Genomic DNA, 25,280 nt, shown 5'->3' with positions numbered 1-25,280 from the left:
ATGCTATATTTTTGTAACAAAGCCAATACCCCAGTGTTGCGTGTTGTAATAGGGGTAAACAACAGCCGTTTTTTTATATTTAGGCCCCCAGTTGATTTTATCATGCAGCCAATAGGCAATTGTGGTAGCGGCAATGCCAATGCCGGCACCAGCCACGACATCATTAAACCAGTGTTTGTTGTTATACATTCTTAAAAAGCCGGTGCCCGTAGCCACTGCATAACCCGCAATGCCATACCAGGCTGATTGATCCTTATATTCCCTCCTTAAGAACTCGGCCGCTACAAATGCAGTAGCGGTATGCCCAGATGGAAACGATGCAAAATTGCTGCCATCCGGTCTTTCTATGCCCGCGATTCTTTTGGTGGGTACAATAACTGCGGTGGAAATCGTCATGGCCATGGCATAAATAATGGCCTGGTGTTTTAGGTCATGTTTGCCTTTTATTCCCATTAAGGACAAGCTAAATGCGGTTGCGGCGGGTGCGTATTGTAAATAATCATCAATATGTACCGCACTATGCGGCCGGTCGAGGTACACTTCTTTTCTAATACTCCTGTTGAACGATTGCAAGCCCTTACTACCCAAAGTAATCGCTCCATAGCCTATCAGTACGGAAGGAATAATAAAGGGTTTAACAGAAAGCCGCTGCGTTCTTTCTTGCGGCATTAGATCGGCTGTAACCACAAGTGTATCCCTGCCGGATTGCGCTTGTGCGAAAATGCTTATCGGTAATAAACAGCAGCATAAAAGTCGGGTTATTTTCATCAATACAATTTTGGTGTGGTTTTTTCTAGGCCAATGCGTTTGTTGGTGCATTATCCTTTCCCGGTGCAAAGCCTGATTCTTTTAATCAGTGTGTGTCCGGCACTAATCGGGTAATAAATGTACCTCAAATCTATAAATGTTTGGATTAAAGTTTAATTATAATGAATTTTGAAGCTGAAAATTTTAATCATAATTATATGCAATCATTAAAAGGAAAAACGGCTGTTATCACCGGTGCCGGTAAGGGTTTGGGTAAAGCCATGGCCATTGCCTTAGCCAAAGAGGGTGTGCACTTGGGTTTAATCAGCAGGACAACTACGGAGCTGGAAAGCCTTCAGAAAGAATTGAACAGTTTAAATCCGGAAATAAATATCGCGTATGCTACTGCAGATGTAGGAAACTATACCGAAGTCATTTTGGCGGTGGCCCTTATTGCCGATGCATTGAAAACAGTAGATATACTGATCAATAATGCGGGTATCCTGAAAATGGGAGGCTTTTTGGAGCTGCCGGTTGCAGAATGGGAAGCGGTGTTCCGCATCAATGTATTGGGTACTTATTATATGGTACATGAAGTATTGCCTCTTATTTTAAAACAAGGTCAGGGCGATATCATCAATATCGCTTCTACAGCGGGTTTGAAAGGTGCGGCAAATATGAGTGCCTATGGTGCCTCAAAAGCGGCGGTCATCAATCTTACTGAATCGCTGATGCAGGAAGTACGTAAATCGAATATCCGGGTTACAACGGTTAATCCGAGTACTATCGCAACCGATATGACTTTGAATGCAAACTTTACTGATGGTAATGTCGAAAAGGTATTGCAACCCGAAGACCTGGCCTTTTTGGTCGTGAACCATTTAAAATTGCCGCAAAGGGCCTTTGTTAAAGAAGTAGGCCTGTGGTCGACTAATCCCTCGTAAATTGCCCATAAACTTTTCATGAGCCTTTATCCTTTTCTTGATACGAAGAGAAGGATAAAGGCTCAACTTTTTTACCATATACTCTTTATGGCTTTACCTTTTTATGGATTCTTGGTAAAGGGGCATAGGGTCTTGCCAGGGTGCAATAAACAATTATCGATACTCCTTTAAAAATTGTAATTTCGCTTATTAAGTGCTTGTAATCAAATTGTTAGTAATTTTTCGATACGATAGAAGAGATGTTAAATAGTTTTTTTATGCATAAAATTTTGCGCTGCGCAATATTTATTTGGCTTGCCTTTCTTGTTCCTGGTGAAAAGCTTTTTGCCCAAAATACCGATAAACAAAATCCAAAATTTGACAGTGCATTCCGGTATATAGCCACAGCACTCGCCTCACAAAATGTTGAGGAGGCCATTTTACAGGCCGATACTTTATTACATAGTGCCGTAGACAGTTTGCAAAAGATGAAAAGCCTGATGTTGCTGGCGACCTTGAAAGAAAGGACCGGTGAATATACAGAAGCGCTTTTGCTTGCGGTGCAAGGAGAAAAGATTGCGGAAAACATAAAGAATAAAGAGTGGGAAATCAGGATATCGGGGTTTCTTTCGACCAGCTTCAGGCAATTGGGTCTTCTGGTACAAGGGAGAAAGTATCTGGCTAAAGCCGAAAAAGCCAACGAGGGCCCACAGGGCTTACCGCTGATCCAAATGTTTATCCACCAGGAAAAAGCATATTATGAAATCGAGGCCCAGAAATATGAAAATGCTTTAGCAGAAGTCAAAATCGCTTTTGATATTCTGCAAGCAGCCGGAGAAGGTAATGAATATGCCATTTTTATGGCGACCTGTCTGCAATTGGAAGGCTATTGTCATCTGCAATTGGGACATCTTAAGGAAGCCGAAACTTATCTCCTTAAATCTTTAAAAATTTTAGCGCATCAGGAAACGGAATTAAAAGGATTCATTTATCAAAATCTTGGAGAGCTTGCTTTAAAGCAGGGGAAATACCAAGAGGCAGGTAAAGCCTTGGATTCTGCATTGTCTTTTGCCAATAAGTCCAATAATTTTAATATGAAGATTATGACTTATAAAAGCCTTAATGCGTATTACCTTAAGGTCGGAGATCAGGAAAAGGTAATGCTGTATCAGTCTAAGTTTATAGAACTGTCGCAGATGCAGACAACGATCACCGCTAAAGTATCGAACAGTCTTATTGAAAAATTTGATTCTGAGTTGCAAGAGAATCATACCCGAAACCTTGGTTTAACGGTCACCTGCATCCTTTTACTCTTGGTCATGATCCTTTCTTATGTATACTCGAGAAGATCCAGAAAAAAGGAACGGGAGAAATACCTTGATTACATACATAAGCTTCGCCTGGACCGCGAGAAACTACCGGCACTGGAAAGCAGCCAATCGGAAGCGCATATCGGCGATATAAATCAGATAGGGGACATTGCACCGCATCAGGTGAGTACAGATGTTCTCCTTGTTTATGAAACTACAGCAGATGGCGCAGGGGTAGAAATAGATGCAGCGCCGGCGGAGGTACTAATAGAAAATCATAAGTTGGGTGTATCCATTTCTAAAGAAACGGAAGAACGCTTGTTAAAGGATTTGTACCGATTTGAACAAAAATATATATATTTAAAATCAGATATTACTTTGCCTTACCTTGCCGCAAGATTAAAAACAAATACAAAATATCTGTCAAGTATCATTAATGAGCATAAAGGAAAAGACTTTAATAACTACATCAATGAGCTTCGGATCAATTACATAATTGCCAAATTACAGACCGAACCCATATACCGGGACTATAAGATTGCCTACCTTGCTCAGGAGTCTGGCTTCTCCGGGCATAGTAAATTTGCAACCAATTTTAAGCAAATAACCGGCATTTCTCCTTCCGCTTTTATCAGCAATATGAAGTTGGATGCCAAACAATAAGTTTATATTTCTGTCAAAATAGCATATCTTATTTTTAGATAACCCTGCAAATACAATCCATGAAATATGCTTGTATAGGTATATTTTGGTACCATAACCTGCTTCGTTTTCCTGCGTTTTCCTTATCTGATCATACCCTTATAGGGTAAAAGCCGCCATTTTGGGCTATAAATAAGACCATATCTGATAGGATATACTCACTGTGCTGTTCTTCTTTGTAATGTAGCGCTGTAAAGACTTTTGTCTTTTTTATTTACTTTTTGAATTCCTGAATTCGCGTAAGTAATCATTATGTCAGCTTTGTTTTTGAGGATAATATTGCCCCGGATAATGTTATCCAAACCAATATTAATGTACTAAAACAAAATTTGAATGATGAAATTTTACGATTCCAATCAATTACTCAAAAGAGCCTTACCCTTAACGGCTTCTGCCATTTTGTCTTTTGTAGTTGCTCAGGCGCAATGCGTCGCGCCTTCTGTAGGTTGTTCCGGAAATGATAGGGCAAATTCCTTTATTAATTCGAGTACGCCAAACACGATTGAATACGATAATGTCGTGTCTTTGTTTCATAGCACTTTTGCCAGACAGGCGGACGGCAGGGTATTGGTTTGGGGGGAAAAGATTGGCAGCGGAGGCGCTAACATATTATCACCACAAGAAATAAACGCGAGTAATTATTCCGGCCTGAGCGGAGAAATCCTCAAATTTGCCGGAGGGTCTCAGATCAATACAAACTCACAACATTTTGTACTGACGACAAACGGACTCTATTTTTGGGGTACAGATCATTGGGGTATTGGTACAGGTACCTCCTTTCAAAAGCTGACTATTGACGGGGTTGCAAACGGGCTTCCTGCCGGTGTAAACCCTGCAGATGTTAAAATGCTATTTGGTACCCACCGTATGTTGGGCCTGGTAACCTGTAGCGGCGAAGCCTATACCTTGGTTGCAGCTACTAATGCGGCTACTTCTGCAGCTTATGGCGACGGCACCACCACGTATAACGCGGTAAACAATAAGGTTTGGCATCGTGTAAAAACAAGTGCAGCTGCCGATTTAACGGATGTTGTCGCGCTGAGGGGTAATGGCCAGCAGAATTTTATGGCGCTGACGAGTACCGGTATGGTGTACACTTGGGGAAGCGGTACCTATTTAGGGGATGCATCTGCATCAACAACAAGGGTATATGCTACTTCAATGGATTTGCCTGCGGGGATCAGTCCTAAGATGATCGGCATGAACACCGGAGGAACGGCCGCTACCTCCAGTTATTATTTATTGGCTACTAACGGCAATTTATATGCCTTGGGTAACAATGCCCAAAGACAACTGGGCAATTTTGGTACCGGCACAGAAACCAGTTGGGTACAGGTGCAAAAATCGGCTACTGCCGGTGATTATCTGACGGATGTTGTATGGTTCAGTCCTAATGAACACGATTTCGGAGGTACTTATGCTGCCGTAAATGCCATTACTGCGGATACTGCATTGTATGCCTGGGGCAGTAACAGCCGCCAAATGTTGGGTGGTAGTGCTGCGAACATTAACCCATCTACTAATGTCGGCAGTATGACCGCTACGGACAAAGTAATGGCCGTTGAAACAGGAGGCCATACGACTATGGTGCTGAAAAAGTGTTCCAGCTTTTTTGGATATGTAGGGCATAAAACCGGTGGTAGCATGGCCGATGGCAGTGCTACAGATGCAGATATTCCCAATTATTCCTTTTCGACCAGCCAATTGGATATGTGTGGTGCGAGTACCCTGGCCGCAACTTTATTTCCTATCGCGAATGCAAAGGCAGGACAAACGTATCAGATGATCGCAGCCCCGGCTGGTGGTACTTATAGCCTGGTTCGCGGAGCAGGAACCATCGATCCGAGTACCGGATTGTTAACGATAACCGGTGCGGGAACCGTAGAGGTTAAATATGACCTGAGTAGCGGTGCTTGTCCTTCTCAGTCGACTGTTACTTTTATTGCCGATATTGCTTTACCCATCAAACTGGTGTCTTTTACCGCTGAGCGCAAGAACAACGACGTTGTATTAGATTGGGCTACGACAAACGAAGTGAATAATAAAGGTTTTGAAGTATTGCATAGTGCAAATGGCAGTGATTGGAAAACAATGAGCTTTGTGGGTTCAAAAGCGCCGGATGGTAACAGTACTGCCCAGCTCAATTATCAGTATACGGCAACACAACCGGTTAACGGGAAAAATTATTACCGCTTAAAACAATTGGATAGAGACGGTCGCTATGAATATAGTGTGATCAAACAAATACATTTTGATGCGGAAAAGCAAATTGAGCTCTATCCTAATCCGGTAGAAGACAACTTAAAAGTAACAGGTTTGTCAGAACATGATATCATTAAGGTACGGGATGCTTATGGCAGAACGATCCAGGAAATTAAGGCTAATGCTTCTACGATAAACATTCCTTTTAAAAATTTAAGCAAAGGTATTTACTATGTAGAAGTGTATACGGAACATGGTCATAAAATATACGAAAAAGTGGTTAAGCAATAATCCTGTTTAAACACCTGAAAGTCGGGCGGTGGTTCCGTGATTAGCACCCCCCGGCTTTTATTCATCTTGGTTCATTTTTAGTGTGGAAGCAGGCTTGTTGATTCTTCAGCAGGCGCTTCCTTTTTTATCTCCTATCCCCAAAAAACTCAATTGGTGTCGACCCTCACGGAATGGTATGATGCGGCCTTTGGGTACACCTGAAATGAGTCAACTTAAATTTATTGCAATATGGAATTTGTCTTATCCCTCCTGCATACCATCATCTTTTTATTCCTATCTATTTTACACCTTTACTGGGCTATTTCAAACGATCCCGGTGTATTTGAAATGATCCCGACCGATGCCGGCGGGAGGACGATCTGGAAACCCCGCCCAATATGGCTATTTCTAGGCGCCTTTATGTTTTATGCCTTTGCTATGGTCAATATGTTTAATGAAGAATTCATCAACCTGGTGATTTCAAAAAAAGTAATTAATGTGGCCATGGCAGTGATCGCCCTGGCATTCTTTGTTCGGTTTGTCGGTGATTTCAGGTATGTGGGTATTAGCAAAACCTTGCGGACTAGTCCCTTTGCCAGGAGAGACAGCCGAATATATGTACCTTTTTGTTTGGTAATGAGCTTAAGCCATTTCCTTCTCATCCTGCTCTAAACAGACCCTGATGTATCGGAAGATTTCTGCATGCGCATAATGGACTAGTATCAACAATTTCAGGCTTTGTACCGCGCATACTGCGGCGTACAAAGCCTGATTTGTGTTTAACCTTAATTAAGCATGGGAAATTACTTTCCTGTTTTTGATGTGGTCTGTCTTTTGAAGGCATAGATTAATCAATCACTTGATTAAATAGTGCGGAGAAAAAGCATGAGGTATTGAAAAAGTTATCTTAATCTGATCTTTATTCAGATTTAAGACCTGAGAAATAGAAAAACGACATCGTTTTTCCTGTTGTTTTTAATAAGGTGAATAAACTTTTGGATGGGGTACAATATCTTTCGGGATTGCCTGCTGTAAAAAGGATCTCTTTTTTTGATTGCTTATGGCTCAGGTATTTATGAGATGTTTTTGTTTTAAAAAGCAATGCAATTAATGTTTTTGTGTTAAATTTACAAGATACCGCGGGTGACATTAAGATATTGAATTATCTTGCCAATTCCGTTACAAGCATATCCTTTCCCTTATCGATCAAATAGCAAGAGGGAAACCGTATACAATAGGTGATGATTGGTACACATGATGACCAGGATTTGTCGCCCACATACACAAATGCATTCCATTACGATCTTTCTGACATTATAAACAATTTAGCATGATAAAAAAGTACTTAAACTGGTCGCTTCTCTCTCCCTTAATTGCTTGTTTACTTTATTTTTCGGGATTGATTCTGACCAATACTTTCTTTCAGATTGTAGCAGGGATCTTTTTGATTTTAAGTGTATTGTCTGCTGTACATCATTCAGAGGTGGTTGCGCATAAGGTTGGAGAACCTTTTGGAACCATTATCCTGGCGGTGGCCATTACCATTATAGAAGTGGCCATTATTGTTTCCCTGATGACGACAGGAGGCACCGATACCGCTTATTTAGCTAGGGATACCGTTTTTGCGGCCACCATGCTTATCCTCAACGGGATTATCGGCTTTTGCCTGATGATCGGAGGCTTTATGCACCGGGAGCAGTTTTTCTCCAAACACTCCACCAACACGGCATTGGTCAGTCTGGTAGCCATCATTTTATTCACACTGGTCTTACCCAATTATACCACAAGTATTGCAGGCCCGGTTTACTCTAAGCCGCAGCTTGTTTTTGTAGCCATTTCCTGCCTGGTGATCTATGGCGTATTTTTACTCACACAAACCGTTAGGCACCGATCCTACTTTTTATCAAAAACAGAAGAAGAACCCCATAAAATTCCCTCAGGTGGCGAAGCCATTGTCAGCCTGGTATGCCTGATTGTTTGCTTAAGTATCGTGGTACTCCTAGCTAAGAAATTATCGCCTACCATTGAAGATATGGTAGAGCAGGCACAATTGCCCAAATCCTTAGTGGGCGTCATTATTGCCACGGTGGTATTGCTTCCGGAAGGCATTGCGGCCATCAAATCGGCCCGGAAAAACCAATTACAAAATAGCCTTAACCTGGCATTGGGCTCCGCCTTAGCCAGCATCGGACTGACTATTCCTGCGGTGACGATTGTATGTCATATTTATGATCTGGATCTAATTCTTGGCCTCGATACAAAATCCACCATTTTGTTAGGGCTTTCCGTTTTTATTGTAATGCTTTCCCTGAGTAAGGGGAAAACAAATATGCTGTATGGAGTGGTTTTGCTGGTCAATTTAATGGCTTATATTTTTACCATAATCTACCCATAGCATAAATACTTTCTAAGCTGTTTTTTACTTTATTAAGCCCTTTTCCGGAGGGCTCTAGATTCCTTGTTTCCCGGTGCCCAAGAGAATTTTTAGTTTGCTTTGGCCCGCATGATAAATCCTTAAGTTTATAATACTTATGCGCTATCATATGTAGCGGATAATAACTATATTGCATCACGTTTTTTAAAAGTAATATCCTGATGGTCTTATAATTGGTTTGTTGCCCCCATCGGTAGCCAACCGGAAAGAGCGAAAGGGAGTCTATGATATGTTTAAGCGTACCTGTAACTGCTAACCACGAATCGAAAGAATGGAATTTATACTGTCAATACTGAATATTACGATTTACTTATTTCTGGCGCTGCTCCACCTTTATTGGGTATTCGGAGGGCAGCTTGGGCTTACAGAAGCCGTGCCTACCAATGCAAATGGGAAAAGAGTATTTGCTCCCAGTAGGCTGGGGACATTTACGGTCGCATTGGGTCTTATGCTTTTTGCGGGAGTCAATATGGGATTTAACGGCATGCTTAAAATACCCGTCGACCCGGTTTATATAAAATATGCATTATGGACTATTTCCCTCATATTCCTGGTTCGTTTTATTGGAGATTTTAGATACATCGGCATCGCAAAATCATTTAAGGGCAGTGTCTTTGCCTGTAGAGATACCTATATCTATAGCCCCCTTTGCCTGTTGCTCGCGATTAGTAATGCAATTGTGACAGTACTTTAAACATATATTATGGCATGCTGCATATAGAAGACCGCAGGCCAACAGGTTTTTTTACTGATTAAATCTTATCTCTTCCTGGTTGATGGATTAAATATTTCACCAAATAGAATAGTACTTTTTTGCTTCTTCATTTGTTAATGACCCGTCTTCAAGGCAGCATATGTGCCTGATTGCCTCGGATTACCTTTAGTGCAACTTGTTTTTTATACACCCTCTTTTTTTCTTTTCTGTCTTTCGATATAATTGTTGTTCCTATAAATAACATGGTTTACATTGAAATGTATTTTGGGTTGTCCCGCTGGTGTTTAAGCTCATTTAGGTGTAGGTATAAGTATTTACATCATTCATTGTCTGAATGCCTGGTTTAATGTCAACAAGCTCCTAAATCGTCTTACTAATACCACTGCAAAGCATCGTTTCGTTTTGCCGTAGTCCTCAGCATTAAAGGTATGCAAATATGTCTGTGAAGATATATTCTAAATAAAAAAACACCTGATTATCAGGTGTTTGTGGCCTCGCCAAGAATCGAACTTGGATCTGGAGCTTCGGAAACTCTTATACTATCCATTGTACTACGAGGCCATTTTGTGGCTGCAAAGGTAAGGCAAATTTTGCATACAGCCGCAACCCTTAAAACCAATCTTTTTTCTTAAAATAAAACAGCATACCACCGGATACGAGTAGCATGAATACAATGCTCATGTAGAAGCCGAATTGATTATGCAACATAGGAATGCGTTCAAAATTCATTCCGAAAATACCGCCTATAACAGTTGCCGGCGCCAGCAATACCGTCACCACGGTCAGTATTTTCATCACTTCATTCATCTTCGTATTCACCTGGTTCATGTACAGGTCCTGAAGGTTAATCGTCATATCGCGGTAGCTCTCATTGTACTCAATTGCTAAGAGGATATGGTCAAAAATATCTTTAAAGAAACGGGCATTGGCAATATCAATGAGCGGAGAATTTGTTTTCCAAAAAGCATATACCAGATCCCGTACCGGTGTTAGGGCCCGGCGCATCACCATTATTTCATTGCGCAGATTGCTGATCTCTACCAGGATATTATTATTAGACCGGGAGGTAATGGCCTTTTTTTCCAGGGCTTCCAGGCGTTTTGCTAAAGATTCCAAGACCTCGAAATAATCATCTACAACCGCATCAATCAGGAGATAACAAAGATAATCGGCACTTTTCTTACGTACCGCATCCAGTTTATTCTTAAGCTTTTGGCGTATGGCATTGAATGGGTCCTTATCATGCTCTGTCTGGAATGAGATCACATAATTTTTACCCAGTAAAATACTGAGTTGTTCCTTTTCTACAATACCCAATTCCTCATTATAAGTCAGCATCGGCAATAAACAGAAAAAATGCTCATCGATCTCATCTGTTTTGGCCCTTTGTCCTATGCTGACAATGTCATTCACCAAGAGGTTATGTACATTAAAATGCCCGCACAATTTACGCACCTCTTTTTTTCTAAGGCCATCCACATTAATCCAAAAGACCTTGTCGATATCAATATAATTGATAAAACAATCTTTTACATTCTTTGTTTTAAAGATCTCGGCGGAGATCTCGTCAAATCCGTAAACCGTATAATAGATATTCTTTCTCTGTGCCTCCAGTTCCGGTTCGGCTTCGGTCGCTTCGTCGGGGCTATAGGTTTCTATCTGCCTGAGATGGTTAGGCAGCAAAAATTGAGGTACGTTGTACTTCTCCAGGAAGTTAAAAATTTTCACCGTGTAAAGTAAAATAGATTAGTTAAAAAATGGTAATTTTCGGCATTAAATTTTTAAAGATTAATTTAACCCTCATGTCCAATAAAGAAACCTTTATCTCAGATGTTACCAATGGCTATACCTTTAAAGGCGCATCCTTTCGCCTGGGATCGGGTATGCTAGATGGTACCGTGGTGTCTGAAGCAGTTGTCAACATCCCTTTGAAGACCATGAACCGCCATGGTTTGATTGCCGGTGCCACCGGAACGGGTAAGACCAAAACCTTACAACTATTGGCCGAGGGCTTGAGTGATGCCAGTGTTTCGGTATTGATGATGGATATAAAAGGAGACCTGAGCGGGATAGCTGCTGCAGGACAATCCAATAAAATTATTGAAGAACGCTATGCGCAGATGGGGCTGGAATGGCAGGCGAAGGGCTATCCGGTAGAACTCTTATCGCTAAGCCAGGAGAAAGGGGTACGGCTACGGGCTACAGTGACGGAATATGGCGCGGTACTGTTGTCGAAGGTCCTGGATCTTAATGATAACCAGTCAGGGCTATTGGCTATGCTGTTTAAGTATGCGGATGATCAGCATTTACCTATCCTGGATTTAAAAGACCTGGTTAAGTTGTTACAATATGCAGCGGAGGAAGGAAATGGGGAGATCAGCCAGTCTTATGGCAATATTTCCAAAGCTTCTTTGGGTACCATCCTGCGTAAGGTGATCGAGTTGCAGAACCAGGGAGCAGACCATATTTTTGGAGAAAGAAGTTTTGAGATTGATGACCTGCTGCGCATTTCAGACGATGGCAGAGGGCTAATCTCTATCTTAAGGGTGACCGACATACAAGACAAACCGAAGTTGTTTTCGACCTTTATGCTGCAATTGCTGGCAGAATTGTATGCTAACCTGCCCGAAGAGGGAGATATGGAGCAGCCAAAACTGGTGATGTTTATCGATGAGGCGCACCTGATCTTTAATGAGGCCAGTAAAGATTTATTGCAACAGATTGAATCGATTGTTAAGCTGATCCGTTCCAAAGGAGTAGGGGTGATCTTCTGTACCCAAAATCCGCAGGATATACCGGCATCGGTACTGAGCCAGTTAGGCTTGAAAATCCAGCATGCGTTAAGGGCTTTTACCGCCAATGACCGTAAAGCCATCAAGCAGGCTTCGGAAAACTACCCGGACACTAATTATTATGTGATCGATGAAACCATGACCCAAATGGGGATTGGAGAGGCCTTTGTGACCTTACTGAATGAAAAAGGTATCCCCAGCCCTTTGGTACAAACCTTTCTATTATCGCCCGCTTCGAGGATGAATATTTTAGAGCCGAATGAGATTGAGGCACTTGTGGCAGAATCAAAGCTCGTGGCTAAGTATAATCAAGACATTGACAGTGAAAGTGCTTATGAATTACTCAATGCGAAAATGCAGTCTAATATCGCACAAGAAAAGATAGCGCCCGTTAAAGCAACGCGGCCGGTAAAAGAAGAGCCTTCGATGTTTGAGAAAGTATTGAACAGTGCTGCGGGTAAGCAGGCACAGCGTTCGCTGACCAGAGGATTGCTGGATGTGGTCATGAAAATGTTTAAATAATCCGGATGGCCTTATTGATTACCGAAACACTGCGTTTACGCAGTCTGGAGGAAGCAGATGCCCCCGCATTATGGACCTGCATCACCCGGAATAAAGCATACCTGCAAACCTGGATACCTTGGGTACGTGACTGGAATACAGCCGATCAGGTACTGGAATATATACAGGATGCCTTGCATCAGATCGATGCACAGGAAGCCTTAAGCCTGGGTTTGTTTTCGGAGGAGCAACTTATTGGTATTGTGAGTCTCCAGGAATGGGATCATGCACTTGGTATAGCAGAATTAGGATTTTGGATTGATGAAGCATTTCAGCATAAAGGCATCATGCGGCAGGCCATTAGGCGAATGATGCAATTTGGCTTTACGGAAATGAAGCTGAATAAGGTTGAGGTGACTTTTGTACGCAACAACAAACGGGTACAGCAATTGATGGAACGCTTAGGATTTCGCATTGAAGGGATTATTCGCAATAAATTATTACATCAGGGATTGCCTGCCGACAGGGTAGTGGCGGGTTTGCTAAAGCAAGAATTTATATAAATGAGAAGGGCTGCGTATCACGCAGCCCTTCTCATTTATATAAATTAAGTCCTCTAGGCACCCAGTTCCGGATACATACTAAAGCCACCCATAAATTCATTTACTTCACCTTTTACGGCATTGATCACGGTTTCATCATCGGCATGCATCAATACTTTGTCGAGCCAGTTAACGATATGAGCCATATCGCCTTCTTTTAAGCCCCTGGTCGTTATCGCCGGTACCCCTACACGGATTCCGGAAGTGATGAACGGTGACTTGTCATCAAAAGGAACCATATTTTTGTTCAGGGTAATGTCTGCTTTCACCAGCGTATTTTCCGCTTTCTTGCCCGAAATGTTTTTATTCCTCAGGTCGATCAACAACAGGTGGTTATCTGTACCGCCAGACACCAGGTCGTAACCTTTCTCTAAAAAGGCGGCTGTCATGGCCTGTGCATTGTTGATCATTTGCTGTGCATACACTTTATATTCGTCCTGCAGGATTTCATGGAAAGAAACTGCTTTTGCGGCAATTACGTGTTCCAATGGTCCGCCTTGAATACCCGGGAATACCGAAAGATCGAGCAGGGTGCTCATCATTTTCGTTTCGCCCTTAGGTGTTTTATAGCCCCATGGATTCTCAAAATCGGTTTTCATCATGATGATACCGCCTCTTGGTCCACGCAGGGTTTTATGCGTTGTAGACGTTACAAAATGACAATGATCAAATGGAGAATTCAGCAAACCTGCCGCGATTAAGCCTGCAGGATGCGCGATATCTGCCAGGACCAAAGCACCCACTTTATCTGCTGCTGCGCGGATGCGGGCATAATCCCAGTCGCGGCTGTAGGCCGAAGCGCCACAGATAATCAGTTTTGGTTTTACTTCCAGTGCTTTTTGCTCCAGTGCCTCATAATCTACTCTGCCATCTTCTTTCTTTACACCATAGTGATGTGCCTGATAGGTTTTGCCCGAAAAAGCTACCGGAGAACCATGCGTCAGGTGTCCGCCCATACTCAAGTCCAGCCCTAAGATCACGTCGCCCGGTTGTAAAATAGCCGCTTGTACCGCCATGTTGGCTTGAGCACCGCTATGGGGCTGTACATTGGCATAACCTACATTGAAAATTTCTTTTAAACGATCTATCGCCAGTTGTTCACTCTTGTCTACCACTTCACAGCCACCATAATATCGTTTGCCCGGATAGCCTTCGGCATATTTATTGGCCATCACACTGCCCATAGCTTGCAGTACCTGTAAACTGGTAAAATTCTCCGAAGCAATCAGTTCCAGTCCTCTTCGCTGACGATGCAATTCTTCCTGTATTAATTCAAAAATGGCAGTATCCTTTCTCATAAATTCTGAAATGTGTTTTTTAATCGATATCCTACAAAAATAGGCCCTTTTGCTTTAAAATATAAACTATTCTACGGTCCATTTTTTTGATTTGATAAATAATAAAATATTATACCTTTGCGCACAATTTTTCACGATGCTGGGCAGGTCCAAAAATTTGATTATACAGGTCATAGACTTTTTTTACTTTCCTGTATTCCATAGATATATCTCCGTACAAACCTTCAGGTATGCTGCCTGCGGTGGGGGCAATGCGGTCTTTAACCTGCTGATGTTCTACGTGGGCAATAACTACATATTTACAGAAGAAGTTATTGCTGTAGGCGCTTTTAGCATGACCCGCTATATCGCTGCCTTTGTTTTTGCCTTACTGTTTAGTTTTCCTGTTGGTTTTGTCCTGAATAAATTTGTTGTTTTTCAGCAATCCCATCTAAAGGGCCGGGTACAATTGTTCCGCTATGCCATGATCACGATCTTTAGTGTGGTCGCTAACTATGGCTTATTGCACTTCTTTGCCGGCTATTGCGGATTCTGGGCTACGCCCTCTCAGGCATTGACTACTGTTATCCTGTCTATTACGAGTTATTTTGCCCAGATGTATTTCTCTTTTAGAACAAAAAAGACTAATATTAGTGTAAATTAATCGGGTAATGAATAAGCTTGTTTTTTTATTGTTCTTATGCCTGCAGAGCATTGCCGGATCGCTTTGTGCACAGGGAAATGCCCTGCTGTGGAAGATATCGGGTAAGGGTTTGAGCAAGCCTTCCTATTTATTCGGAACCATTCACCAAATCTGTACCGAAGATTATTTCTGGACCGATACGATGCAGAAATATTTCCACCGGACAGAGCAGCTATGTTTGGAGCTGGATATGGATGACCCGCTCATGAGTGTCAAGATCGCACAAAGTTCCATGAGTACCGATGGTAAGACCCTTAAAGATTATTTGACACCAAAAGAGTATGCACGCCTGGCGACCTACATCAAGGAAGAAACCGGGCAAGGTATCGAAGTGTATAACCGCCTGAAGCCGATATGGGTGGTGCTGAGCTTGTCGAGTGGGGATGTCGGTTGTGAAACCACCACGGCCTATGAAACGCGACTGATGGACTCGGCCGGAAAATATAAAATGAATGTGACGGGATTAGAAACCGTGGAGGAACAGATGAATGCGTTGAATGATATCCCAAATGATAAGATAAAGCCTTATATATTGGATATTATTGACGGGCGAACGGAGCAGAACACCAGTGTGTTTAAACAGATGGTGGCCCTGTACAAAGCGCAGGATATTGAAGCCTTGTATCGGCTGATTAATGCAGAAGATAATGCTACGATGAGTATGGATAAACTGCTGGACGGCCGGAACCGGAAATGGATTTCCAGAATAGCGGAAATGGCCCGGGAGAAAAGTACTTTTTTTGCGGTAGGTGCGGGACATCTCGGTGGTAGCTCAGGAGTAATCGCTTTATTGCGCAAAGACGGGTTTACGGTAGAACCCTTGAAATAAATACCATCTGATACAAACACAATAAACTTTTATTTTATACAAACCCAATAAACAATTTATGGAACAACAACAACAGGATTTGAGTATTTTGAATACGGCAGGAATGGACGATATATCCAAAGGCTATTTAATGGAAACCGTACGCTGGACGAAATTTATGGCTATTCTGGGCTTTATCGTTACAGGTTTTATGGTGATCGTGGCACTTATTTTTATGACTGTTGGCGGGATTGCCGGCAGTATGTCCTCTACTCCTTTTTCGGGCTTGGGCGTACTGGGTGGTATTGGTATTGGTCTTTTATATCTTGCTTTTGCCTTTTTATATTTCTATCCTATTTTCTGTTTATACAAATTTACCGTTTGTATGAAGTCAGGGCTTTTTACGGAAAATCAATTACAGATTACCGAAGCATTCCGTTACCAACGGAATATGTATCGTTTTATGGGTATTCTGGCAATTATTACCATATCGATATATATATTGATGTTCCTTTTTCTTGGTCTTGTATCCGGCTTAGGCGGCAGGTAATCTTAATTAATCATAATGCATACAGAAGCCCCAACATCTTGTTGGGGCTTTTTGTTGGACTAGCCAAAGAGTTATACTGCTTAAGATACGCCGCGCTTAATGTCAGCACCGAGGGCTTGTAAACGCTTATCGATAAACTGGTATCCACGATCAATCTGATCAATATTTTCAATCACACTTTTGCCTTCGGCAGAAAGCGCCGCAATCAACAAAGCCACACCCGCCCTGATATCAGGAGAAGACATCCTGATGCCTTTTAATGCGGTTTGTCTGTTCAGGCCAATCACTACAGCACGATGCGGATCACACAATACGATTTGTGCACCCATATCAATCAGCTTGTCTACAAAGAACAGGCGGCTTTCAAACATTTTCTGGTGAATGAGTACCGTTCCCTTAGCTTGAGTCGCCATGACGAGGATTACACTCAGGAGGTCGGGCGATAAACCCGGCCAGGGATGATCGTATATGTTCAATACCGAACCGTCTATAAACTGTTTAATCTTATAATGTTCTTGTGCCGGAATGTGGATATCGTTTCCTTGTATGTGCAGTTCCACTCCGAATTTGGTAAACGTTTCGGGAAGGATACCCAGATGCGCTACATCGGCATCTTTAATGGTGAGTTCACTTTGCGTCATCGCAGCCAGCGCGATAAAGGAGCCTACCTCGATCATATCGGCCAACAACCGGTGGCTGCAACCGCTTAACTTTTGTACCCCTTCAATATGTAGGAGGTTAGATCCGATACCCTCAATTTGCGCGCCCATACTGTTCAGCATTTTGCATAGCTGTTGTACATAGGGTTCGCAGGCGGCATTATAAATAGTTGTTTTGCCCTTTGCCATTACTGCCGCCATTACAATATTAGCCGTACCGGTTACGGAAGGTTCTTCCAGTAAAAGATCGGCACCTTTCATATGTGTTCCATCTAAAGCGAATTCTTTTAGATCCGCATCATAATGGAAGGTAACGCCCATACGCTCAAAACCGATAATGTGCGTGTCCAATCTTCTTCTGCCTATTTTATCACCGCCCGGCTGTGGTAGGTACGTTTTGCCAAAGCGAGATAACAATGGCCCCGCCAGCATTACCGCACCTCTTAATTTCCCCGATTTCTTTTTATAAGCTTCCGATTGCAGAAATTCAATATCCACCTGCTTTGCTTCAAAAGTATAGGTGTCTTCGTTTATTTGTTCGATGCTTACGCCCAGATCACCCAGTAATTCGATAAGCATATTTACATCCAGGATATTTGGAATATTGCTGATCGTTATTTTTTCTTCGGTCAGTAATACGGCACATAATATTTGTAAGGCTTCGTTCTTGGCCCCTTGTGGTACGATGGTACCGTTTAACGGTTTTCCGCCTCTTATTTCAAAAGTAGACATAGCATCTGATAAATTTAGTGCCTGCAAAGTACTGCATTTTTTTAAAAAATTTCCTTTGTAATTTACCCTGTAAATACCGTAGCACACATATTTTTATGCTATCTTAGCTTATCTTAAACATGAAGAATGGAAATATTACCACAAGACATTAGTACGAAACAATTACATGCCTATTTATTAGGAAGCATTGCCCCGAGACCCATCTGTTTTGCCAGTACCGTAGATAGCGAAGGAAAGCCTAATTTGTCGCCTTTTAGTTTTTTTAATGTATTCGGCAGCAAGCCGCCGATCTGTATATTCTCTCCTGCGCGCCGTGTGCGTGACAATACGATTAAAGATACCCTGGAAAATGTGATTGCGACCAAAGAAGTGGTGATTAATGTAGTGTCTTATGCTATGGTACAACAAATGAGCCTGGCCAGTTGCGAATATCCTAAAGGGGTGAGTGAGTTTGAAAAATCAGGTTTTACGCCTGTTGCCTCCACTTTGGTAAAGCCTTTCCGGGTTAAAGAAGCGCCGGTAAGCCTGGAATGTAAAGTATTGGAAGTAAAGGCGATGGGAACGGAAGGTGGTGCCGCTAACCTGATTATTTGTGAGGTAGTCAAGATGCATATTGATGATGCTATCCTGGATGAAAACCAACAGATCGATCCGCATAAGATAGACTTAGTGGCGCGTATGGGTATGGACTATTATTGCCGTGCTTCCGGAGAAAGTGTATTTGAAGTGCCGAAGCCCAACCTGAGTTTAGGTATCGGTATCGACAGGTTACCGTTAAGCATTAAAAACAGTGAAGTGTTATCGGGCAATGATCTGGGTATATTGGGGAACTGTACGGGTATTCCGATTGTTGCGGATTTACAGGATGATGAACGCCTGATCAATATTTTAAAAACATATGACACAGATGGTGTTTTGAAAGTGCAGGTTTTGCATCAGTATGCCAAAGAACTTATAGGTAAAGGTGACCTGGATACCGCTTGGCAAGTATTATTGTCGGAATAAGGTAGCCGTACGCTTAAAGGTATATAATGCAAAAGCGCGCAACNNGTTGCGCGCTTTTGCATTATATTATTTGCGGGTTATTTAGATATTCACCATCAATGGCATCAATAACATCAGTAAGTCTTCATTTTCTGTTTTTTCTGTTGGTTTGAAGATACCTGCTCTGGATGGGATACTTAATTCCAAGGCAACTTCTTCGCCTTCCATATTGTTCAGCATCTCTACCAGTAATTTGGCATTGAAAGCGATTTTCATGTCTTCACCATTATACTGGCAATTCATTTTTTCATTACCCTCGTAAGAGAAGTCGGTATATTGTGCGCTTAAGGTTACCGTATTGCCGATAATGTCAAATACTACCTGACTCGTGCTCTTATCTGCAAACACACTTACACGGCGTAACGCATTGACTAAATCCATTCTGTTGATTGTCAGCATGAACGGGTTTTCTGCTGGGATTACTGCACGATAAGGAGGGTATTTACCGTCGATCAATCTACAGTTTAAGCTGGTATGATTGGTTTTGATAAATAAATGAGTATCGGTATAAGAAAGAGAGATTGCCGAATCATCATTAGGCAACCAGCTTTTCATTTGTTGTAAGGGTTTTCTCGGAACGATAAAGTTACCGGTAACCGTTGGTGTAATATCAGAATAAGCCAGGCGAATCAGTCTGTGTGCATCTGTTGCCACAAAAGTGATGTCGCTTTCGTTCATTTCGAAAAATACCCCCGTCATAGCAGGACGTAAAGTATCGCTGCTCGTGGCAAAAATCGTTTTGTTGATCGCTTCTACCAATTTGATGGAAGGAATGGTTAAGGTATTGGCATTTTCCGGATTAGGCTCTTTCGGATATTCATCCGTTTTCTCCCCGCCAATCTTGTATTTACCCGAATTGCTCGCGATTTCAATGGTATTGTCCTTCGCGTTGATATTGAAATTGATGGGTTGGTCCGGAAGGTTTTTCAAGTATTCCAATAAGATTTTAGAGGTAACACAAACCTTACCGTTATTATCTTCTCCACCCAGCTCAGTTTGCACATCGAGCTTTGTTTTGATCATCGTCTCCAAATCGCATCCGGTAATGGTCAGGGTATTATCTTTCAACTCAAATAAGAAGTTTTCCAAAATAGGCATTACCGTATTGGAACTGATGATACCACCTACTAATTGTAAGTTCTTAAGTAGGGTAGATGAAGAAACAATAAATCTCATAATAGATTAGTATAAAAATGAGCAACAAAAATAATGTTTATTCTGCTAACTTGGCCGGCAAATTAATAAGTGAGGAAAAAAAATATTTTAAAAAAAGTATAAAAGAAATTTGATGGAGTAAAAATCTTGTGTACATTTGCACTCCAATCAAGGAAAAAGATTGAAGGTGCGGTAGCTCAGTCGGTAGAGCAAAGGACTGAAAATCCTTGTGTCGCCGGTTCGATCCCGGCCCACACCACGGTGCCAAACCTCGGTTAGTGATTCGAAAAAGTTATTACTTTCAAGAAGTTCATTAACAAAAAAATTACCCCTGGCTTTTAGTCGGGGGCTTTTTTTTGTTTTTTTTGCCGGGTAAGTTCTTTGTTACGGATTACTCCATCTACGGCTTTCCGTGTAACAGGCTTAGGTCTTCTCTTATTCATTTCAGAACGATATTGATATTTTTGATGCTTTTGGCGGCGTTAATTGCCATAGCGTAAAATAAGTACAAATTGGTATACATGGGAATTGACATTTCTTCAGAAACAGAACTAAAAATTGTTAAATAAAAATCACTTTAAAAAACGTCAAAGCGGTAAATAGGTATCGCATCTAATCTTCTTTCAACTGGTCTTTTGTTCCCATAGATATTCCTACTTTTTACCCTTTTTCTAATTCTAGGCCATTGGGGATTCAATTATTGGTACCGGTTATTCTTTTGATGATTGAGCAGTAGCGCTTGTATTTTGTTAATGATAAACATTTGATGCTCAAAGAGAGCATTGGAAAGTGTAGTCCTAGATGCATTCTCTATTGCTTTTTTAGATAAATGATTTTTTTTGTTATTTGATAAAATATTAATATTGTTGGTAAACTTTTCGAAAAACCAACAAAATGAAAAAAAACCTAAACCTCATTCTTATTGGAGGTGCTTTAACTTTCGCAGCCTGTATCAAGCCAAACGCAGAAGGAACGAACAAGAACATTAATCTACAAAAAATGAATGTCTAATTATCAGGCATACAGGTATCCGAAAATGGATATTTGATGTTTAAGGATGTGAATCAATATGAGCATTATTTGCACATTCTATCTGAGATGTCTGATGATGAACTCGATAGTTGGGAATCATCTCTCGGTTATACCTCAGCATACACGAAATATGGTTTCAATATTGAAGACCGTACCCAAGTTCCACCAAAAGACAAAAACAGCGAGGTATTTGACCCTTTATTTAAGCGAATTATAAATCAGGATGGCATAATTCAAATCGGCGTATACATTTTTAATTCCCGTTTAGATGAAGGCTATATGTTGGAGATGGATGCTGCAAATATATCTTGGGCATGGAATAACTTTAAAGCCGGGATATTCAATTCAGAAATTATGAACAAATTTAGTTCTATCGAAGCTGACTATCTGGGAAACTATAATGACGTGTTTGAATTGTTAGGAACAGGTATACATGGCATTAACGTGCAAACAATTGGTGCAGGATTATTTGGTCAAAACAATACCCAAACAAAGACGACTGAAGAAACTGAAATATCAGATTTTCGTGTGCGCGCAGAAAATTCTTATCAAGCCTCTGTTATCTATTTCAGTCTGATAACAAAGAGTAAAGTACAATGGAGACATCATGGCGCGAATGGTATATTCGGATGGGAAGTGTACCCAAGCGGTCACCTTTGGTATAACAATTCTTCCAGCAACATTGTTAGGTATAAAGCAAGAGGAAGTAGTAGTGAGGTAAATAAAACTGGACAGTATCCATCTTCTACCACTACTACTGGAGAAAGAAAATTGAGAGTATATGAAGGCAAACGTGGTATGCGCTATTTTGACTTTGTAACGACTACTGTAACCAATAGTAATGGTATAATTGGTTCACAAAATATTTCAACTACAACTGAAGTACATGGATAAACGAAGCATTTTTATTTTGCTTGTTTTAATGATGGCTTCTGTTATTGGTTACCCACAAGGTAGTCATAACAGAAGTCTTTCAATAAATGCAGGTATTTGGAGAGGGTATAACACTGTAATAAATAAACCTGTTAATTTTACAGTTAAGGGTATGGGTATGGGTGGATTTGGGGCCAGCTATGAGCAGAAATTCGGAAAACTGACCTATGGTATTACTACTGATTTTGCAGACATTAATTACGTCACTCAATCAAAAAAAGATGGAAGCTTTGATACTGGAAATACTGTTGGGATCGGAATGGGACGTGAGGAACTGGCCGCATCAAACATAGTAGTGACTTTGGGTATAAGCACAAAATATAATCTTTTGAAATATAAATTTTACAATTTGAATATTTCAGCTAATCCACGCCTTGGTTTACTCATTTATAATAAGTTTTATGATGATATTGATGGAAACTTGAATAATGGCAGTAGAGATATCGGAAAAAGCTTTTATTTATATAATAGTGCAAAACAAAATAAATGGCCTGTTCCTTTGATAAAATTCACATTGGAGAATGAATTCCGGCTATCTAAAAGTAGTGCTTTATTGTTAAGTGTTGGATATCAAAAAGGATTCATTCCGGTGTTTACGACAGATCGAACGTATATGTCTAAGTACAACACACCAAACGAAACGCGTGAAAATATTGTCATTAAAACAAAAGCAACCAATTTATCATTTTTATTTGGTTATCGTATATTTTTCTAGTAAAGTATTTTATGAATTAATCGAAAGGGTACTTACTCTCGTATGCTAGACGCTATAAATGCCGGAAAAGAGTAATGGATTGCACCGGAAAGGAAAATCATTTTGCATGATTGGCATTCCATCTGCGCTTATCTGGATAGTAAGGGCATTGACGCATTCTATGTAGTGACATTAAAAGGCGTCAATGAACACGCTTATTTTCTATCGCTTCTTTCCTTTCGATTTTGGCTTGCCGTATTTAGCCATCATCTTATCTTTATGGCTTACGCGCTTCGTTGGTTGTCTGCTATTTTTAGCCGATTTTTCATGGAAAGATGCACCCACATTTTCACGTTTAGGTATTTTTATTTTTACCTCTTTCACTATAACTTTCTCAATTTCATCTTCTGTTAGTTCCGTAGATATTTCCAAGTGATCAGGTAGTAATTGCATTGGAATCTCGTATTTCATCAGCGACTCAATGCTATCCTTGTATTCCTTTTCCCGCTCGGTAACAAAACTTATGGCGATACCTTTTTTATCTGCCCTGCCCGTTCTCCCGATACGGTGAATGTAGTTTTCAGGTACTTCCGGTAAATCAAAATTGATCACGTGCGTCACTTCAGCAATATCTATTCCACGGGCAACAATATCTGTCGCAATAATAAAGCGATAGGTACCTTCTTTAAATTGCTTTACCGTATTAAATCTATGTGTCTGTTCTTTATTACTATGTATCACGCCCACTTGTTCCGGAAACCGGCTTTGCATTTGTTCATACAATTCATCGGCTAATTTTTTAGTAGCCGCAAAGACCAACACCTTTGATAAATCTTCCTGTTCGTTGAGCAACAATTCCAGGAGATTAACTTTAGTGTAGAAGTTCGGAACTTCATAAGCCATCTGATTAATATTCTCCAAAGGCGTGCCCGTGGGCGCTGCTTCAATACGCACAGGCATGTTGAAATATTGATCGATCATTTGCTCCACCTCTTCGGTAATGGTGGCGGAGAACATAAGATTCTGCCTTCTCTCTGGTAGCAAATCCATAATATTTTTGAGCTGAGAACGAAAACCAAGATTCAGCATCTCGTCCACCTCATCAATAACAAATTTCTTTATCGATTTTGTTTTTAATGTGCCACTCAACATTAAGTCGTAGAGTCTGCCTGGAGTGGCCACAAGAATATCTACGCCATTATCTACAGCAGCAACTTGTGGTTTCATATTTACGCCGCCATATACACCTAACACAATCAGAGAACGATGTGCTGTTAACTTTATAGCAGCTTCTACTACTTGGGCCACCAACTCGCGCGTAGGCACAATCACCAACAATTGCGGAAACCGGTCTTTCGAAAATTCCAATTGTCGCAAGCAAGGTAATAAGTAGGCATAAGTTTTACCGGTTCCGGTTTGGGCTATGCCGCATACATCCTTTCCCGACATAATTACAGAAAAGGCCTTTTGCTGAATGGTAGTAGGATGCACAAAACCCATCTCGTCCAATGCCTTTAGTAGTGGGGCATTTAGGTTTAAATCTTCAAAAGTCATGATAAGATATTAATTGTGCGAAGGTAAACAATCTTCGTCAGCAAGAAGATAATAAACCACAGAAGATCATTTGACATATTGCCCTGACTGCCAAATGCCATGGCCAAAATCTTGAGGCGGTAGGCAATACTGTTATCATTAACGGAGGTAATCTTGAAAGCAGCCAAAATAACTGATGTCTAAGGTTTTACATGCTATAATCGTCTTATATATTAAATAGTGATACGTGTGTTCGTGTCGCATTAGACAATCAATATAAAGATTATGGCAAAACAGGTAAAATTGTTGCTGATCATGCTGTTCTTAACAGCTGCAGAACACAGCAGAGCGCAGACGATAGACTCTTTTCACGTCAATCGCTCGGTAAATCCGCATGAGCTATTCGTGCGTTTTCATTTTCCCGATTCCAGTTATTCTATAGTGCATACTTTCGACCGGGTGGCACTGATCTATCCACCGGTCAATGTCATCACGTTCTTTTACCGCTCCTGCGATTTTATAAAAACGAATCCGGTAATGGATACCATAATACGCATTTACACACCGGAACCCTATCGCATACATATATGGCTGGTCAATGATACCAATACGGTAATACAGGGATGTACATTTATTGGGCGTACACAGAATCCGGACAGCGCTTCCTACGATTCACGGCATACTACAGGTATGGTAAATCCGGGTACCGGAAGCAAGGCCCTGCATATTTATCCTAACCCTGCTACAAATATCCTACATGTAGTAGGCGCATCGGGTTGTACCTTACTTGTTTCGGATGCACTAGGTAGGATGCAGTTAAGACAACAGTTGAAAAACGAACAAGAGACCCTGAATATTGGCTCACTCACTCCGGGGGTTTATTATATCCATTGTTATCAAGATGGGCTGCTGCTGCATAGTCGATGTTTCAGTAAGCTGCCCTAGTTGCCTTATGTGAGTTA

General features: G+C 41.2%; 21 protein-coding genes and 2 tRNA genes. 16 read left to right on the top strand and 7 right to left on the bottom strand.

What is annotated here, in order from left to right:
* Positions 1-3: 3 nt before the first annotated feature.
* Positions 4-768, bottom strand: coding sequence for a phosphatase PAP2 family protein (locus DBR32_RS14740; RefSeq protein ID WP_233559754.1), 765 nt, complete (start codon positions 766-768; stop codon positions 4-6).
* Positions 769-965: 197 nt separating this feature from the next.
* Between DBR32_RS14740 and DBR32_RS14735 the strand changes: the two genes are divergently transcribed.
* The 6 genes from DBR32_RS14735 (at position 966) to DBR32_RS14710 (ending at position 9,282) form a co-directional block, all read left to right on the top strand.
* Complete coding sequence (locus DBR32_RS14735; RefSeq protein ID WP_124637130.1) at positions 966-1,691, top strand: 3-ketoacyl-ACP reductase; 726 nt, start codon at positions 966-968, stop codon at positions 1,689-1,691.
* Positions 1,692-1,948: 257 nt separating this feature from the next.
* Complete coding sequence (locus tag DBR32_RS14730; RefSeq protein ID WP_158606012.1) at positions 1,949-3,643, top strand: helix-turn-helix domain-containing protein; 1,695 nt, start codon at positions 1,949-1,951, stop codon at positions 3,641-3,643.
* Between the two features lie 372 nt (positions 3,644-4,015).
* The gene (locus DBR32_RS14725) at positions 4,016-6,175 is read left to right on the top strand and encodes a T9SS type A sorting domain-containing protein (RefSeq protein ID WP_124637128.1); all 2,160 of its coding nucleotides are present in this window, start codon (positions 4,016-4,018) and stop codon (positions 6,173-6,175) included.
* Between the two features lie 228 nt (positions 6,176-6,403).
* The gene (locus DBR32_RS14720) at positions 6,404-6,826 is read left to right on the top strand and encodes a DUF3995 domain-containing protein (protein WP_124637127.1); all 423 of its coding nucleotides are present in this window, start codon (positions 6,404-6,406) and stop codon (positions 6,824-6,826) included.
* Between the two features lie 658 nt (positions 6,827-7,484).
* Positions 7,485-8,549, top strand: a complete 1,065-nt coding sequence (locus tag DBR32_RS14715) for a calcium:proton antiporter (RefSeq protein ID WP_124637126.1) — start codon at positions 7,485-7,487, stop codon at positions 8,547-8,549.
* Positions 8,550-8,859: 310 nt separating this feature from the next.
* A complete protein-coding gene (locus tag DBR32_RS14710; RefSeq protein ID WP_124637125.1) occupies positions 8,860-9,282 on the top strand; it encodes a DUF3995 domain-containing protein in 423 nt (140 codons plus the stop codon).
* A gap of 510 nt (positions 9,283-9,792) precedes the next feature.
* On the opposite strand, the gene DBR32_RS14705 is transcribed toward DBR32_RS14710, so the two are convergent.
* Together DBR32_RS14705 and corA are read right to left on the bottom strand one after the other, a co-directional pair.
* Positions 9,793-9,864: transfer RNA gene (locus DBR32_RS14705), tRNA-Arg, on the bottom strand.
* Between the two features lie 48 nt (positions 9,865-9,912).
* Positions 9,913-11,031 carry a magnesium/cobalt transporter CorA gene (corA, locus tag DBR32_RS14700; RefSeq protein ID WP_158606011.1) on the bottom strand — a complete coding sequence of 373 codons (1,119 nt, stop codon included), beginning with the start codon at positions 11,029-11,031 and terminating at the stop codon, positions 9,913-9,915.
* A 74-nt stretch (positions 11,032-11,105) separates the two neighbouring features.
* Here corA and DBR32_RS14695 point away from each other — a divergent pair, with 74 nt between their 5' ends.
* Positions 11,106-12,617 (top strand): helicase HerA-like domain-containing protein, encoded by a 1,512-nt coding sequence (locus DBR32_RS14695; protein ID WP_124637123.1) that lies wholly within the window; start codon positions 11,106-11,108, stop codon positions 12,615-12,617.
* 5 nt (positions 12,618-12,622) lie between these two features.
* Complete coding sequence (locus tag DBR32_RS14690; protein ID WP_124637122.1) at positions 12,623-13,159, top strand: GNAT family N-acetyltransferase; 537 nt, start codon at positions 12,623-12,625, stop codon at positions 13,157-13,159.
* Between the two features lie 53 nt (positions 13,160-13,212).
* On the opposite strand, the gene glyA is transcribed toward DBR32_RS14690, so the two are convergent.
* Positions 13,213-14,496 carry a serine hydroxymethyltransferase gene (gene glyA / locus DBR32_RS14685; protein WP_124637121.1) on the bottom strand — a complete coding sequence of 428 codons (1,284 nt, stop codon included), beginning with the start codon at positions 14,494-14,496 and terminating at the stop codon, positions 13,213-13,215.
* Between the two features lie 157 nt (positions 14,497-14,653).
* Between glyA and DBR32_RS14680 the strand changes: the two genes are divergently transcribed.
* Genes DBR32_RS14680 through DBR32_RS14670 form a run of 3 tightly spaced genes read left to right on the top strand, consistent with a single transcriptional unit; the run spans position 14,654 to position 16,536 of the window.
* On the top strand, positions 14,654-15,139 hold the full coding sequence (locus DBR32_RS14680) for a GtrA family protein (RefSeq protein WP_158606010.1): 486 nt from the start codon (positions 14,654-14,656) through the stop codon (positions 15,137-15,139).
* A gap of 7 nt (positions 15,140-15,146) precedes the next feature.
* Positions 15,147-16,007, top strand: a complete 861-nt coding sequence (locus tag DBR32_RS14675; RefSeq protein WP_124637119.1) for a TraB/GumN family protein — start codon at positions 15,147-15,149, stop codon at positions 16,005-16,007.
* Between the two features lie 58 nt (positions 16,008-16,065).
* Positions 16,066-16,536: a hypothetical protein gene (locus DBR32_RS14670; protein ID WP_124637118.1), complete on the top strand. Its 471-nt coding sequence runs from the start codon at positions 16,066-16,068 to the stop codon at positions 16,534-16,536.
* A gap of 80 nt (positions 16,537-16,616) precedes the next feature.
* Here the strand turns inward: DBR32_RS14670 and murA are convergent, their stop codons facing one another.
* Positions 16,617-17,927, bottom strand: coding sequence for a UDP-N-acetylglucosamine 1-carboxyvinyltransferase (gene murA, locus DBR32_RS14665; RefSeq protein WP_124637117.1), 1,311 nt, complete (start codon positions 17,925-17,927; stop codon positions 16,617-16,619).
* Between the two features lie 126 nt (positions 17,928-18,053).
* Here murA and DBR32_RS14660 point away from each other — a divergent pair, with 126 nt between their 5' ends.
* Entirely contained in the window at positions 18,054-18,932 is an 879-nt protein-coding gene (locus tag DBR32_RS14660) for a flavin reductase family protein (RefSeq protein ID WP_124637116.1), read from the top strand.
* Positions 18,933-19,013: 81 nt separating this feature from the next.
* On the opposite strand, the gene dnaN is transcribed toward DBR32_RS14660, so the two are convergent.
* A complete protein-coding gene (gene dnaN, locus DBR32_RS14655; protein WP_124637115.1) occupies positions 19,014-20,147 on the bottom strand; it encodes a DNA polymerase III subunit beta in 1,134 nt (377 codons plus the stop codon).
* Between the two features lie 165 nt (positions 20,148-20,312).
* Here dnaN and DBR32_RS14650 point away from each other — a divergent pair.
* From DBR32_RS14650 to DBR32_RS14640, 3 genes are all read left to right on the top strand, one after another.
* A tRNA-Phe gene (locus DBR32_RS14650) sits at positions 20,313-20,385 on the top strand.
* A 788-nt stretch (positions 20,386-21,173) separates the two neighbouring features.
* Positions 21,174-22,052 (top strand): hypothetical protein, encoded by an 879-nt coding sequence (locus DBR32_RS14645; protein WP_124637114.1) that lies wholly within the window; start codon positions 21,174-21,176, stop codon positions 22,050-22,052.
* Positions 22,045-22,806: a hypothetical protein gene (locus DBR32_RS14640; RefSeq protein ID WP_124637113.1), complete on the top strand. Its 762-nt coding sequence runs from the start codon at positions 22,045-22,047 to the stop codon at positions 22,804-22,806. The genes DBR32_RS14645 and DBR32_RS14640 overlap by 8 nt, the downstream gene beginning before the upstream one ends.
* Positions 22,807-23,007: 201 nt before the next feature.
* On the opposite strand, the gene DBR32_RS14635 is transcribed toward DBR32_RS14640, so the two are convergent.
* Positions 23,008-24,339 (bottom strand): DEAD/DEAH box helicase, encoded by a 1,332-nt coding sequence (locus DBR32_RS14635; protein ID WP_124637112.1) that lies wholly within the window; start codon positions 24,337-24,339, stop codon positions 23,008-23,010.
* 264 nt (positions 24,340-24,603) lie between these two features.
* Here DBR32_RS14635 and DBR32_RS14630 point away from each other — a divergent pair, with 264 nt between their 5' ends.
* Positions 24,604-25,263, top strand: coding sequence for a T9SS type A sorting domain-containing protein (locus DBR32_RS14630; protein ID WP_124637111.1), 660 nt, complete (start codon positions 24,604-24,606; stop codon positions 25,261-25,263).
* The last annotated feature ends 17 nt before the right edge of the window (positions 25,264-25,280 follow it).

It is taken from the genome of Taibaiella sp. KBW10 (assembly GCF_003852495.1).
Taxonomy (GTDB): domain Bacteria; phylum Bacteroidota; class Bacteroidia; order Chitinophagales; family Chitinophagaceae; genus Edaphocola.
The sequence above is the reverse complement of the archived record's forward strand: the minus strand, read 5'-3'. Positions and strand labels throughout refer to the sequence as shown.